The organism is Pelagimonas sp. (assembly GCF_058892305.1).
The window spans coordinates 46,531-59,540 of the sequence record NZ_JBZXVN010000031.1 but is presented as its reverse complement, the minus strand read 5'-3'; the positions used below and the strand labels follow the sequence as shown (position 1 = coordinate 59,540).

Here is a 13,010-nt window from a genome sequence, read left to right as displayed (position 1 = left end):
GCCAAGGGTTACCCCGTCGAAGATTTCCGCAAAAGATCGGCGACATCGGGGCGGGTCAGGAGGGTTTCTTGGACCTCCAATTCGCCAAATCCAGAGCGGCGGTGACCGGGGATCAGCTCCCCCAATTTGTCGCTCATATCATCGGGTAGGGCGGCACCGGTTCGGGTGTCGACCAACATGCTTTCGGCGGCGATGCCTTCGGCGTAGATGATTTGATGGCTGTCAAACAGCATCTGGTAATAGTCGATAAAGCCGCCAGTGACCGGCATAACCGTGATGTCATTCACCAAGTGACGGGCACGCACCAGAATTTCGGAGCGACCGGCCCCAATTTCATCGCTGCGTTGATAGATAAACAGCCGGTGATCCGGACAGACCAAGAGATCACGGGTGTTGTTGAGCGTGCCTTCGCGGATCAGGATCGGGGTAAAGGCCCCAACCGCGCGGGCGGTGTGATGACCCAGCCAACGGATTTCTTGCGGACCATCATCGCGGGTTAAAACCCGGTCGCCAACGGCAAGGTCTTCGACCGGGCGTTGCGCGCCATTGGCCATGGTGATCATCGTGCCGGCGGTAAAGGACACACAGGCAACCTGTGCAAAGCGTTGCAGGGCGTTGTCGGAATTGACGCCGACCAGAACATATTCGGCATTTGGGGTCATTTCCCCCAAGGGCAGCGTATAGATTTGGGCGACATTGCCGTCCTCATCGACTTCCACCAGAACAAGGCATTCGACGGTCTCGCCGCTTGGCGACATGAAGGTGACACAGCAATCGAGATGTAGATCAGCACCGGGTAGGCCCATGTCGGTGTCAGACGCGATTTGAAACGGTGGGTTGCCGCCGGTCTGCACCCGCATCCGCACGGTCGCGGCCAAGGGCGAGAGGCGATAGACATCATCCGGCACAAGCTCATCCGCAAAGGAGAGGGAATCCCCCAGATTGGCCCCGTTGATCACGCGGATCATCTCGGCACGGTACACATGCAGGGTTTGAGCGGAGCGGTTGGTCTGGTTCGTACTCATGACACCTCGTGACAGGAAGCCCGGCTAGATAAACAAGAAACGAATCCCGGGCGGCTGTTGCATCTTGCATTGTATGATACCTGATTGTGGCATCAAATAGCCGTTGATCCGACCTTTTGTCGGCTGACGCGAAACAACGGCCCGGAGGTGGGCCATACGAACAGGAGAGATCATGGATCTGGGGATTGCAGGAAAACGCGCATTGGTTTGCGCATCAAGCAAGGGTTTGGGTCGAGGATGTGCCGAAGCCTTGGCGCAGGCCGGTGTCGAGCTGGTGATGAATGCCCGCGGGGCCGAAGCGCTTGAGGCGACGGCGCAAGAGATCCGCGACACCTATGGGGTCAAGGTGACCACGGTTGCGGCCGATATCGTGTCGGAAGAAGGGCGTGCCAAAGTTTTGGAAGTCGCGGGTGACGTGGATATTCTTGTCACCAACGCCGGTGGTCCGCCTCCGGGATTGTGGTCCGATTGGGGTCGCGATGAGTTCCTTGCCGCCTTGGATGCCAATATGTTGACGCCGATTGCTTTGATGACGGAACTGATGCCGAAAATGGCCGCCAAGGGCTGGGGCCGGGTGGTCAATATCACCTCGCAATCGGTCAAAGCGCCGATCCCGCAATTGGGCTTGTCGAATGCTGCGCGCACCGGGTTGACCGGTTACGTGGCTGGCACCGCGCGTCAGGTTGCGCCAGAGGGGGTTATTGTGAACAACCTTTTGCCGGGTATTCACGCTACTGATCGCGCGATTTCGCTTGATACCGGTGTTGCCGATGCACAGGGCATTTCGATCGAAGAAGCCGCCGATCAACGCGCGGCCACCATTCCGGCACGCCGCTATGGCACGCGTCAGGAATTTGGCGCGATGTGCGCGTTCCTGAGTTCGCAACACGCGGGCTTTATCGTGGGGCAGAACATCCTGCTCGACGGTGGCGCGACCAACGCAACACTTTAACCGAGAGCCCCAAAATCCATGCATGGATTTTGCAAATTCCGTGCACGGAATTTTGGGGCACCCAGACGACATGTAAGAGGTAGACATGGCACGAGGACCAGACGGACAGGGTGGCGGCGCGGGGTTCTCGCTTGCGGATCAGTTATTTAATGAACAAAGCATCGGTGATCTGGCTGCGGAATATGGCCAGTTACCGGGCTTTGATGGCGATGATTTTGCCAGCGAAGTCTTGGCGGGGTTTGGTGATCTTGGCCTTTTGGAACGGCTGGATTGGATTGCGACCTGTGTTGAAAACCGCCTGCCAACGGATTTCCCGGCCATGGTCGAGGCATTGCGCGCCGCGATGCCGCCAGAGCTTGACCCCAGTCAAACCGACGATGACTTTGGCCGTTTCATCCACGCGGTGCCGGGCATTTTGGCGGTGCGTCACGGGGTGGAAGATCATCGCGACCTTGCGCTCGATCTCATCTATGACGCGACCAAGCGGTTTTCGATGGAGTTTTACATTCGCCCTTTCCTGAACCGTTGGCCCGACGACACTCTGGCGCGGTTGGATGCGTGGTGTGGCGACGACAACTACCATGTTCGCCGCCTTGTGTCCGAAGGAACTCGACCCCGTCTGCCGTGGGCGCGCAATATCGACATCGCCCCGGATGTGCCGTTGCGGTTTCTGGAGCGTTTGCACAGCGATCCAACCCGCTATGTCACCCGCTCTGTCGCCAACCATATGAACGACCTGTCAAAAGTGATGCCAGAGGAGGTTGTGGCGCGTCTGTCGTCTTGGCAGAACACGCAAGAGCAAACGCCCAAGGAGCTAGCTTGGATGACCAAACACGCGCTGCGCACGGCGGTCAAACGCGGCGAGCGTGGGGCGCTGGATTTGCTGGGCTACCGGGCCGGGGATGTGGCGGCGACCCTCGCGATCAAAACCCCAAAGGTAACAATCGGAGAGCCGTTGGAGTTTGATGTGACACTGACCAGCCCAGAGTCCTTGCCGGTGATGGTTGACTATCGTTTGCGCTTTGCCCGCCCTTCGGGAGAGGCGGAGAAAGTCTTTAAGCTCAAGACGGCAAAGCTGGCCAAAGGCTCGCCGCTCACTCTGACAAAAACCCATAAACTCAAGGGCAATGCCAGCACCTTTACCCTGCATCCCGGCGCACATGGGATCACGGTTCAGGTCAACGGCCAAGACGTTGCCAGCGGTGGTTTTGAGCTATTGGCGCAAGATTAGCGCCACTTATGTGCGCGTGTCGACCTTAGAGCGCCCAACCTTAAACTTGAAACACGAATACCCTGCCATGCCTTCGGCACTCTCGGGACATTCGTGTCTCATGATGATTCAGGTTAACGGTCGGACGCTTTAGTCCAACGCTTTTCCAATTTTTGAATGGCTTTGATCCGATCGCCGGGTTTGGGGTGGGACATGAACCACGCCGGAACCGGTTGCGACGTCTCGGCGCTCCAATGTTCGAGCTTTTCAAAAAGCGAGGTCAGAGGCGCGGTTCCAATCCCGGCTTTGGTGAGCAAGGCCGCCGCGTATTCATCGGCCTCGAACTCGTCGGCACGGGACAATCCGGCGCGGTGCAAGCTCATGATCCGATCCGCGACCCAGTCACCAAAACCAAAGGTATAGCGGTTCAAGACCATCGCCAAAACGCTGCGCATGGCGTTTTGACCAAAGAAGTCATTCATCCGGGTTTTCGCATGACCAAGGGCCACATGGCCAAGTTCATGGGCGATCACCGATGTCAATTCCTCGGCGCTGACCTCGCCCTTGATATGGCGATCTAGAAACCCACGGGTGATAAAAATGCGCCCGTCATGAGTGGCCAAGCAGTTGATTTGCGGCACTTCGTAAACGTGCACCTTGATCCGCGCCACCTCGAGCGCGGCGGCGAGTTGGTCGAGCAAGGGCGCAAGGCTAGGCGCGGCCAGAATCGTTGATTTGGCGTCTAATTCCCGCGCACTGCGCCAAGCGGAAAACCGGAACATGATGTATCCGTAGACCATCGCCAAAAGGAGGGGGGTAAGCTTTAGCATAGGGGGAATATGGGGCCATGGACCGGCAAGGGCAATGCGTGGCGTTTGGCCAATTTGCGCACGGGTGTCAAAACCGGCGGCCGAGCCGCTGTTTTGAAGGAAAGACTGCGGCGACCGCAGTCGCCGAAATTCAACCGGACAACCCGCGTCACCGAACACAATATCTTCGAAAACAACAAAGGCCCCAACCAAACGGTTGAGGCCAATATATTGTTTCTATTGGGTGTTTTTTCTACGGAACACGCCACCTTTGATGGTTTTGTCGCTTAAGCGAAATACCCGGAAAATGCGTCGCGGCTGATCTGAGATAGCTCGTCTAGCGGGGCTTCGGAGCTTCCGAATTTGACCGTATCGCCGGTGAATTTGCCAACCGATGTGATTGGAACCCCGGCTTGGCCAGCGGCCAGCATCAACGCTTCGGCCTGATCAAAGTTGCAGGCGACCAAATAGCGGCCCTGATCTTCGCCAAACAGCTGCGCTGTGTCGTCGGTGTCGAGCTGAACGCCAACGCCCGAGGCTTCGGCCATTTCAAAGGCCGCCAGCGCCAGACCGCCATCCGAGAGGTCAGAGCAGCATTTGATCAGCGCGCGTTGGTCGCGGATGAAATCGCCGTTGCGCCGTTCCGCCGCCAGATCAACGGCGGGTGCGTCGCCGTCTTCGCGGTTGAAGACCTCGGCGAGAAGGGCGGATTGGCCCAGATGCCCTTCGGTTTCGCCAATCAACAGGGCGACATGGCCGTCGCGGGCATAGTCAAGGATCGGCTCTTCGTCGGCGGCAATCAGGCCAACGGCACCGATGGTTGGTGTTGGCAAAATGCCCTGACCGTCGGTTTCATTATAGAGCGAGACGTTGCCCGACACGATCGGCATATCCAGCGCGATACAGGCCTGACCGATGCCGTCTAAAGCGCCAACAAACTGGCCCATGATCTCAGGCTTTTCGGGATTGCCGAAGTTCAGGTTGTCGGTGGTCGCCAAGGGTTTTGCCCCGGTCGCGCAGAGATTGCGGAAGGCTTCTGCAACGGCTTGCTTGCCGCCCTCAACCGGATTTGCCTTGACATAACGGGGGGTTACGTCGCTGGTAAAGGCCAGTTGTTTGTCGGTGCCATGCACGCGGATCACGCCCGCGCCATAACCCGGAACGCGGACCGTGTCGGCCATCACTTGGCTGTCGTACTGCTGGTAAACCCATTCGCGGCTGGAATAGTTGGTCGAGCCGATCAGCGCCTTGAGCGCGTCGATGCCATCAATCTGGGGCACGTCTTCGAGCGGGTCCGCCGCCGGAGTGGCCACCCACGGGCGGTCATATTCGGGCGCGGTTGAGGAGAGTTTTGACAGCTCCATGTCGGCTTTGACTTCACCGTTGTGCACGATGAGGAAGCGGTCTTCGGCCAGTGTTTCACCGACGACGGCAAAATCGAGATCCCATTTGACAAAGACGGCGCGGGCTTCGGCCTCTTTCGCCGGATCCAGAACCATCAGCATCCGTTCTTGGGATTCCGACAGCATCATTTCATAGGCGGTCATGTTCTCTTCGCGCTGGGGCACGTTTTCGAGATCAAGACGCACACCTAGTTTGCCCTTGTCGCCCATTTCAACGGCGGAGCAAGTGAGGCCCGCGGCCCCCATATCCTGGATCGAAATCACCGCGCCGGTCTGCATCAGCTCAAGCGTGGCTTCCATCAGGCGTTTTTCGGTGAACGGGTCGCCGACCTGAACGGTGGGGCGTTTTTCTTCAATGGAATCATCGAATTCCGCCGATGCCATCGTGGCGCCACCAACACCGTCACGGCCGGTTTTCGCACCGAGGTAGACAACCGGGCGGCCAACACCAGAGGCGGCGGAGTAGAAGATTTTGTCGGCATCCGCGAGGCCCGCCGCGAAGGCGTTGACAAGGCAGTTGCCATTATAGGCGGGGTGAAAGCGCACTTCGCCGCCAACGGTCGGAACACCAAAGGCGTTGCCGTAGCCGCCAACACCTTCGACCACACCATGTACAAGCTGGCGGGTTTTGGGGTGATCTTTTTCACCAAAAGAGAGCGCGTTCATCGCCGCGATCGGGCGGGCACCCATTGTAAAGACGTCACGCAGAATGCCGCCAACACCGGTGGCCGCACCTTGGTAGGGTTCGATATACGACGGGTGGTTGTGGCTTTCCATTTTGAAAACAACAGCTTGGCCATCGCCAATATCAACCACACCGGCGTTTTCACCGGGGCCACAGATGACCTGAGGGCCATCAACAGGCAGCTTTTTGAGGTGCAGTTTTGAGGATTTATAAGAGCAATGTTCGTTCCACATCGCGCTGAAAATACCAAGTTCCGTGAAGGTGGGTTCGCGGCCCATGATCTCTAGAATGCGGTCATATTCTTCGGCGTTGATCCCGTGGGATTCAATCAGCTCTGTGGTGATGGCCGGTTCGGTCATGGGGGTCCCCTAATATCGTAGTGGCAGGCGTTGCGCGCTCTTTACGACAAGCATCGGCAAAGGGGAAGGGGGAAGCTCAGAGGGGGCGGCAGGGAGGGGGTTAAGAGAGCGTGCGGTGACGGTAATGCGGCGGTCGGGTTTTGGGCAACGGGGGAATTTGGACAAAACCGCGGGCGTTTGGGGGAGATTGGGCAGCGGTTTTTGGGTCGAGGTCGGATGTGGAGACAGGCAATCCGTAGGATTCTGGTCGAGTTTGGCGGAGATTGGTCAAAGGGCGAGGACGCGGTGGCCAAGCCGAGCAGCTTTTGGATTAAAAGCGGTTAGGACAGGTTAATGGCGGCATGTTGGTGGGGCTGGGCAAGTGGGGCACCCCACTTTGCCTAGGGAAAGCCGTCACGCCGTCCGTGCCATTTCCTACCCGGTGATCAATGGCGAGTTTGGGCGAGTTTGCGGACGGACGCGTGCCCGGCAGCGTCGTGACCTTAGCGCAGGATGGTGTCAGGGCGGGCGGTGTTGCGTTGGTCAAGCGTGAGAACGGTGGGCGCGACAATCGGGGTTTTGTCATCATGAAAGAAGGGGGTGATTTTGCCTTTCCCGGACAGGGCGGTTTTCGCTGCCCGAAAGAACATGGAATAGACAGCCCCCGCGACGCCGCGTTGGCGAATCTTGGTTGCAGCGGCCGCGGTATTGGCGTGACAGCTTACGCGACCAAAATGGTCATGGCCAACCGGGAGAACCGCGCCAACAAAAGGCAATGACGGGCTAGGCAGGGTGTTGGCAACTGGGGTGTTGCAGCAGGTGGTGTACCAGCGAAACAGACCCTTGGGGCCAAGGCGCAGCAGGCCGAGATGGTCCACACCCTTGTCAAAGACAAATTGATCCGGGGTCGTTTGGAAAATCTGGGTGCCACCATTGTCAAGGAAGGTGTCAGAAACGCCCAAGTGATTTGGCTCGCTCTGGCAATCGGCACAGTAGCACATGACATGCCGCCCGGCGGCCCCCGCCTTGATGTGCCATTGTACGGCGCCGCAGCGGCAGTTTAGGGAACACTTATCGGCCATTATTACTTCCTTTACTCAGTCCTCGGGGCCGTCGGGCCGTGACAGAACATACCATGCCGCCCCAGACAAACAGATCGCTTGGATGATCAACACATGCACCGGCAAACGCAAGGCGAGGCTGAGCAAAAAGGCGGCAAGCATCATTCCTCCTGCCATTTTCTTGTGTTTGCGGGCGATAGCACCGTGATCTTCCCATGCGAGAATGGGGTCGCCAAAGGTCGGGTGGGTTTCGAGCCAGAGCCGCAACCGCGGCGAGCCCTTGCCAAAGCAAAAGGCGGCCAGAAGGACAAAAGGTGTGGTTGGCAAGATCGGTAGAACAATGCCGATCACCCCAAGCGCGAGGCTAAGACCGCCCAACAGCACCCAGAACGGCCGGGCCAATTTATGATGTGGTTTGTCGGACAAGTGATGCGCCTGTGGTTGTTGATTGGCAACATGGCGCATCATGGGGTGATTGCAAGGGCGCGACAGTTGGGTCTTTAAAGAAAAAAGGCCGAGCTCAAAGCTCGGCCGAAGTCCAACAGGGAGGTGATGGTGCTGCTATCTCTAGCGCGTCACCATCATGTGCTGAATATGGCATCGCTTTATGAACGATCAAGATGAAAGATGCCGCAGGTGCAGCATTTCCGCTATGCGTTGTGCGCATACCACACTGTGCTTTTCGCGCACCGGTTGTATTTAAGTTAGGATTGGTCGCTTAGGGCGCGTAAAGATCGGCGGTGTTCGGTGATTTCCTCTTGGACAAAATCGCGGAATGCAGAAACGCGCTTAGATTGACGCAATTCCTCAGGATATGCCAGAAAAACAGGCACTTCTACGGATTCGACCTCGGGCAAGACCCGCACGACCTGGGGATTTCCGTCGATGATATAGTTGGGCAAGACACCAATACCGAGATTGGACTGTACCGCCTGCAACACACCAAAGTAGTTGTTGACGGTCAGCGTGGTTTTGACGATCGACAAGAGTTGTTGATTGAGCTGTAAACCGGCGCTGACCTGCGCCGATTGGGTATTTTGGCAAATCAAACGGTGATTTTGCATGTCCTCGACGCTAGAAGGGGTGCCGTTTTTTTCGAGATATTCGGGCGAGGCATAGAGGCGCATCCGAATGGCCATCAAACGTTTGCGGATCAGATCGGCCTGGCTTGGTTCCTTCATGCGGATGGCAACATCGGCCTCGCGCATGGGGAGGTCGAGCACGTTTTCGGCCAACATCAGGTCGATTTTGAGATCGGGGTATTTTTCGTAGAACTTGGCAAGGCGCGGGGCGAGCCACATGGCACCAAAGCCATGGGTGGTGGTGACGCGCAATTCGCCAAACACTTCTTCTTCGCTGTCGTGGATGCGGGCGGTGGCCGCCTCGATGCGTTTGACCATCGCCGAGGTGGCGTCAAACAACAGCTCACCCTGTTCGGTGAGGATGAGACCGCGGGCATGGCGGTGAAACAGTGTTGTTTTAAGGGAATCTTCGAGTGCCCGGATTTGCCGGGACACCGCAGATTGCGACAAATGCAAGGAATCACCCGCGTGGGTCAGGCTGCCCGCATCGGCGACCGCATGAAATATTCGTAGCTTGTCCCAGTCCATAATCGCAACTTTCGCCTCTGTTAGCGCCGTCTTTATGACATAACCTCATAGATTAAAGGGAACATAACGTAACCGGTGAAAATACCAAAAAATTCCCTATACAGGTCAGCAATTATGACCTAATCTTGATGGAGGATAAGGTACACTTCGGCGGCGGGAGGCGCACGATGAGCACTCAAAAAGTTTCACTGAACGACCGTTTTGATCTGACTAAGGATCAAGTTTTGCTCAATGGCACACAGGCCTTGGTACGGTTGATGCTAACCCAGGCCGCCCGTGACAAGGCCGCCGGATTGGACACCGCGGGCTATGTGACCGGCTATCGTGGGTCACCGCTTGGGGCGGTTGATCTTCAGATGACCAAGGCCGAGAAATTCCTCAGCGCGGCGCAGGTTCAGTTTCAAGAAGGTCTCAACGAAGATCTGGCCGCCACCGCCCTATGGGGCGCGCAGCAAGCGGAATTGCGTGGTGAGGGCAAGCACGACGGTGTGTTTGGCCTTTGGTATGGCAAGGGGCCGGGGGTTGATCGCTCTGGCGATGTGATGCGCCACGCCAATATGGCGGGCACCTCGCAATATGGCGGTGTATTGATGGCCATGGGCGATGACCACACTGGCGAAAGCTCGACCGTGCTGCACCAATCGGAATGGGCGATGGTGGATGCCTATATGCCGGTTGTGTCCCCTGCGGGTGTGCAGGAAATTCTGGACTACGGTATCTACGGTCTTGCCTTGTCGCGCTATGCGGGGGTTTGGGTTGGTTTGAAAACCATGAAAGACACAGTTGAGGCCACAGCCGTTGTTGATGGTCGTCCGGACCGGATGCAGGTTGTTTTGCCGAATGACTTTGAAATGCCGGAGGGCGGGTTGAACATCCGTCTGGGCGACACGCCCCATGCGCAAGAAGCGCGCATGATTGATTACAAGCGGTTCGCCGCCGAGGCGTTTAGCCATGCCAACAAGATGGACAAACGCATGTGGGGCAAGCCGGGGGCCAAGATCGGCTTTGTCTCGGCGGGCAAGAACTGGCTCGATTTGCAACATGCTTTGTCTTTGCTTGGTATCAATGAGGGAGAGGCCGACCGGCTTGGCATCACCACCTATAAGGTCGGCCAAACATTCCCCTTGGATATGAAGGGCTTTAATGAGTGGGCCGATGGTCTTGATCTCATTGTTGTTATTGAAGAAAAGCGCAAATTGATCGAGGTACAGATCAAGGAAGCGATCTTTGACAACCGCAAAGGGCGGCGCGTTTACGGCTGGTACAAAGGCGGTACCGGTAATATGGGCCGCGAGGAGTTGTTCCCGACGCGCGGTGCGCTTGATCCGATTTGGATCGCGCAAAAGCTTGGCGAGATTCTGATCGAAGAGGGACGCGGCACCGACGCGATCCAAGGCGGGCTAACCCAAATTACCGAAATCACCCGCGCCGATAACGCCGAAGAAATCGCCACTCGGACGCCTTGGTTCTGTTCCGGGTGTCCGCACAACAGTTCGACCAAAGTGCCCGACGGGTCGCGCGCCTATGCCGGCATCGGCTGTCACTATATGGTGCAATGGATGGATCGCGAAACCTCTGGCTTTACCCATATGGGGGCCGAGGGCGCGAATTGGGTCGGCGAAGCGCCGTTTTCCAACACCGACCATGTGTTCCAGAACCTTGGCGATGGCACGTATAACCACTCGGGGTCCTTGGCGATCCGGGCGGCGTTGGCGGCCGGAACCACCATCACCTATAAGATTCTCTATAATGACGCGGTTGCCATGACCGGGGGCCAGCCGAACGAGGGCGGCTTGACCGCACCGCGCATTGCCGCCGAAGTCATGGCAATGGGCGTGCAAAACGTCGTTGTTGTCTATGACGAAAAAGAGGACGTTGACCAAAGCCAATTTCCCAAGGGATTGGAGTTTCAGGAGCGCGCCGAGATGCCCAATGTGCAGGCGCGCATGGCCAAGACCAAAGGCGTGTCGGTTATCCTATACATCCAGACCTGCGCAGCGGAAAAACGCCGTCGTCGCAAGCGCGGCTTGTTTCCAGATCCGGATAAGCGGGTGTTTATCAACACCGACGTCTGCGAGGGCTGTGGCGATTGCGGGGTGCAATCCAACTGTGTGTCCATCGTGCCCGCCGAGACCGAGTTGGGCCGGAAACGGGCGATTGATCAATCGTCGTGCAACAAAGATTTCTCATGCGTGAACGGCTTTTGTCCGTCTTTTGTGACAGTTGAGGGCGGCACGGTGAAAAAGGCCGCGACCCGTGAATTGGACCTGCCTGAGCTAAGCGAACCACAATTGCCCACGATCAACGGCACCCATAACGTTGTTATCACCGGGGTGGGCGGCACCGGCGTCGTGACCATCGGTGCGGTTCTGGCACAGGCGGCGCAGATCGACGGCAAGGGCGCGGCGATGATGGAAATGGCCGGGTTGGCGCAAAAGGGCGGGGCGGTGCATATCCACCTGCGTTTGGCCAACAAGCCCGAAGATATCAGCGCGGTGCGGGTTGCAACCGGCGAGGCGGATGCCTTGATTGGTGGCGATTTGGTGGTCTCGGCGGGGGCGAAAACCCTTGGTTTGACAAGCACCGGCCGGACCGGCGCGGTGGTCAACAGCCACGAGATTGTCACCGGGACCTTTACACAGGAACCGAATTTCGCATTGCCATCGGACCGGTTGCAATTGGCGTTGCAGGCGCGGATGCAGGACAAGGTGGCCTTGTTTGATGCCTCGGACCTGGCCAAGGCGACGTTGGGCGATAGTATCTTTTCCAACATGATGATCCTTGGTGCGGCGTGGCAAAACGGGTTGGTTCCGCTAAGCCACGAGGCGATCACCACGGCGATTGATCTGAATGGCGCAGCGGTTGAGAAAAACCTACGCGCCTTTGAGATTGGGCGTTGGGCGGCGGAGTTCCCGAGCGAGGCGGCGGATTTTGTCACGCCAAACGTGGTTGATATGCCCAAGAGCCTTGAGGATAAGATCGCCTATCGGCGTGATCATCTTGTGGCTTATCAGGGCAAGGGACTGGCCAAGCGTTACGACAAGTTGCTGGCGCAGATTGGTGATGATGCTTTGAAAGAAGCGGTGGCCAAAGGGTATCACAAGCTCTTGACCTATAAGGATGAATACGAGGTGGCACGTCTTCATTTGGACAGCCATGCCAAAGCATCCGAGGCCTTTGATGGTGATCTGAAAATGACCTTCCATCTTGCGCCGCCCTTGTTGTCAAAGATGGGGCCAAACGGTCGCCCGACCAAAAAGGAATACGGCGAGTGGATGCTACGTGGCTTCAAATTGCTGGCCAAGATGAAAGGGTTACGCGGCACGCCGTTGGATGTGTTTGGTCGCACAGAAGAGCGCAAAATGGAGCGCGCTTTGATCAAGCAATATGAGCAGGACATGGCCGAATGGTTGCCCAAGGCGGCGCAGGTTGATGGCGATGCATTGATGGCGCTGGCCGAGTTGCCCCTGCAAATCCGCGGCTTTGGTCCGGTGAAACAGGCCAACGAAGCCAAGGCCGCCAAACGCCGTGAAGAGATTTTGGCGGCGTTGAAGCAAGGGCCGAACGTGCGGGCGGCGGCGCAATAGCGCCCCGCCGATCTGCCCGATCAGATCAGAATTTGGTCGGGCAACCATAGCCTTGGGTGCGCATGGTCTGGTTATGGTGATGTCTAGTTGTGGCGATGCCAGTCGCGATGCGCCTCTTCGCCATCCTTTTTCATCTCGTCCAGCGGGTTTGTGTGGGTGACATGGCGCCTGCCTTTGCGGTCCGTCCACTCCCAATTTCCGCTTTCGAGCTGTTTCAGGGTGGATTGAATTTGCTGTTTCTTGCGCAGGCGATAGATGATGGCAATGACGATAAACGCCAGCGGTGAAAACGCCAAAACTTGTAGCCAAAGCGGCTCTTCCATGGTGGAA

Annotated in this window: 11 protein-coding genes; 4 read left to right on the top strand and 7 right to left on the bottom strand. The window is 57.4% G+C overall.

Annotation, left to right across the window (positions count from 1 at the left end):
- Positions 1–8 precede the first annotated feature (8 nt).
- Positions 9–1,025 carry a Hint domain-containing protein gene (locus tag AC5EFR_RS13430; protein ID WP_299937797.1) on the bottom strand — a complete coding sequence of 339 codons (1,017 nt, stop codon included), beginning with the start codon at positions 1,023–1,025 and terminating at the stop codon, positions 9–11.
- A 172-nt stretch (positions 1,026–1,197) separates the two neighbouring features.
- Here AC5EFR_RS13430 and AC5EFR_RS13425 point away from each other — a divergent pair, with 172 nt between their 5' ends.
- Together AC5EFR_RS13425 and AC5EFR_RS13420 are read left to right on the top strand one after the other, a co-directional pair.
- Positions 1,198–1,977 carry an SDR family oxidoreductase gene (locus tag AC5EFR_RS13425; protein WP_493576304.1) on the top strand — a complete coding sequence of 260 codons (780 nt, stop codon included), beginning with the start codon at positions 1,198–1,200 and terminating at the stop codon, positions 1,975–1,977.
- A gap of 85 nt (positions 1,978–2,062) precedes the next feature.
- Entirely contained in the window at positions 2,063–3,208 is a 1,146-nt protein-coding gene (locus tag AC5EFR_RS13420; protein WP_493576303.1) for a YhaZ family DNA alkylation repair protein, read from the top strand.
- A gap of 113 nt (positions 3,209–3,321) precedes the next feature.
- Here AC5EFR_RS13420 and AC5EFR_RS13415 read toward each other — a convergent pair whose 3' ends face one another.
- Positions 3,322–4,017, bottom strand: a complete 696-nt coding sequence (locus AC5EFR_RS13415; protein WP_493576302.1) for a M48 family metallopeptidase — start codon at positions 4,015–4,017, stop codon at positions 3,322–3,324.
- Positions 4,018–4,026: 9 nt separating this feature from the next.
- On the opposite strand from AC5EFR_RS13415, the gene AC5EFR_RS13410 reads away from it, so the two are divergent.
- A complete protein-coding gene (locus AC5EFR_RS13410) occupies positions 4,027–4,287 on the top strand; it encodes a hypothetical protein (RefSeq protein ID WP_493576301.1) in 261 nt (86 codons plus the stop codon).
- On the opposite strand, the gene purL is transcribed toward AC5EFR_RS13410, so the two are convergent.
- The 4 genes from purL to AC5EFR_RS13390 form a co-directional block, all read right to left on the bottom strand.
- Complete coding sequence (gene purL, locus AC5EFR_RS13405) at positions 4,284–6,443, bottom strand: phosphoribosylformylglycinamidine synthase subunit PurL (protein ID WP_493576300.1); 2,160 nt, start codon at positions 6,441–6,443, stop codon at positions 4,284–4,286. The two genes, AC5EFR_RS13410 and purL, sit on opposite strands and share 4 nt — an antisense overlap.
- A gap of 482 nt (positions 6,444–6,925) precedes the next feature.
- Positions 6,926–7,504, bottom strand: a complete 579-nt coding sequence (locus tag AC5EFR_RS13400; RefSeq protein WP_493576299.1) for a DUF6151 family protein — start codon at positions 7,502–7,504, stop codon at positions 6,926–6,928.
- Positions 7,505–7,519: 15 nt separating this feature from the next.
- Complete coding sequence (locus tag AC5EFR_RS13395) at positions 7,520–7,951, bottom strand: YbaN family protein (protein WP_493576298.1); 432 nt, start codon at positions 7,949–7,951, stop codon at positions 7,520–7,522.
- 236 nt (positions 7,952–8,187) lie between these two features.
- Positions 8,188–9,093, bottom strand: a complete 906-nt coding sequence (locus AC5EFR_RS13390) for a LysR family transcriptional regulator (RefSeq protein WP_493576297.1) — start codon at positions 9,091–9,093, stop codon at positions 8,188–8,190.
- Between the two features lie 167 nt (positions 9,094–9,260).
- Here AC5EFR_RS13390 and AC5EFR_RS13385 point away from each other — a divergent pair, with 167 nt between their 5' ends.
- Positions 9,261–12,680: an indolepyruvate ferredoxin oxidoreductase family protein gene (locus AC5EFR_RS13385; RefSeq protein ID WP_493576296.1), complete on the top strand. Its 3,420-nt coding sequence runs from the start codon at positions 9,261–9,263 to the stop codon at positions 12,678–12,680.
- A gap of 83 nt (positions 12,681–12,763) precedes the next feature.
- Here the strand turns inward: AC5EFR_RS13385 and AC5EFR_RS13380 are convergent, their stop codons facing one another.
- Positions 12,764–13,003 carry a hypothetical protein gene (locus AC5EFR_RS13380; RefSeq protein WP_299921387.1) on the bottom strand — a complete coding sequence of 80 codons (240 nt, stop codon included), beginning with the start codon at positions 13,001–13,003 and terminating at the stop codon, positions 12,764–12,766.
- Positions 13,004–13,010 lie beyond the last annotated feature (7 nt).

Coding starts and splice junctions, on each gene's coding strand:
- AC5EFR_RS13430 (WP_299937797.1), bottom strand. CDS start 1,025: ATGAGTACGAACCAGACCAACCGCTCCGCTCAAACCCTGCATGTGTAC.
- AC5EFR_RS13425 (WP_493576304.1), top strand. CDS start 1,198: ATGGATCTGGGGATTGCAGGAAAACGCGCATTGGTTTGCGCATCAAGC.
- AC5EFR_RS13420 (WP_493576303.1), top strand. CDS start 2,063: ATGGCACGAGGACCAGACGGACAGGGTGGCGGCGCGGGGTTCTCGCTT.
- AC5EFR_RS13415 (WP_493576302.1), bottom strand. CDS start 4,017: ATGCTAAAGCTTACCCCCCTCCTTTTGGCGATGGTCTACGGATACATC.
- AC5EFR_RS13410 (WP_493576301.1), top strand. CDS start 4,027: ATGGGGCCATGGACCGGCAAGGGCAATGCGTGGCGTTTGGCCAATTTG.
- purL (WP_493576300.1), bottom strand. CDS start 6,443: ATGACCGAACCGGCCATCACCACAGAGCTGATTGAATCCCACGGGATC.
- AC5EFR_RS13400 (WP_493576299.1), bottom strand. CDS start 7,504: ATGGCCGATAAGTGTTCCCTAAACTGCCGCTGCGGCGCCGTACAATGG.
- AC5EFR_RS13395 (WP_493576298.1), bottom strand. CDS start 7,951: ATGATGCGCCATGTTGCCAATCAACAACCACAGGCGCATCACTTGTCC.
- AC5EFR_RS13390 (WP_493576297.1), bottom strand. CDS start 9,093: ATGGACTGGGACAAGCTACGAATATTTCATGCGGTCGCCGATGCGGGC.
- AC5EFR_RS13385 (WP_493576296.1), top strand. CDS start 9,261: ATGAGCACTCAAAAAGTTTCACTGAACGACCGTTTTGATCTGACTAAG.
- AC5EFR_RS13380 (WP_299921387.1), bottom strand. CDS start 13,003: ATGGAAGAGCCGCTTTGGCTACAAGTTTTGGCGTTTTCACCGCTGGCG.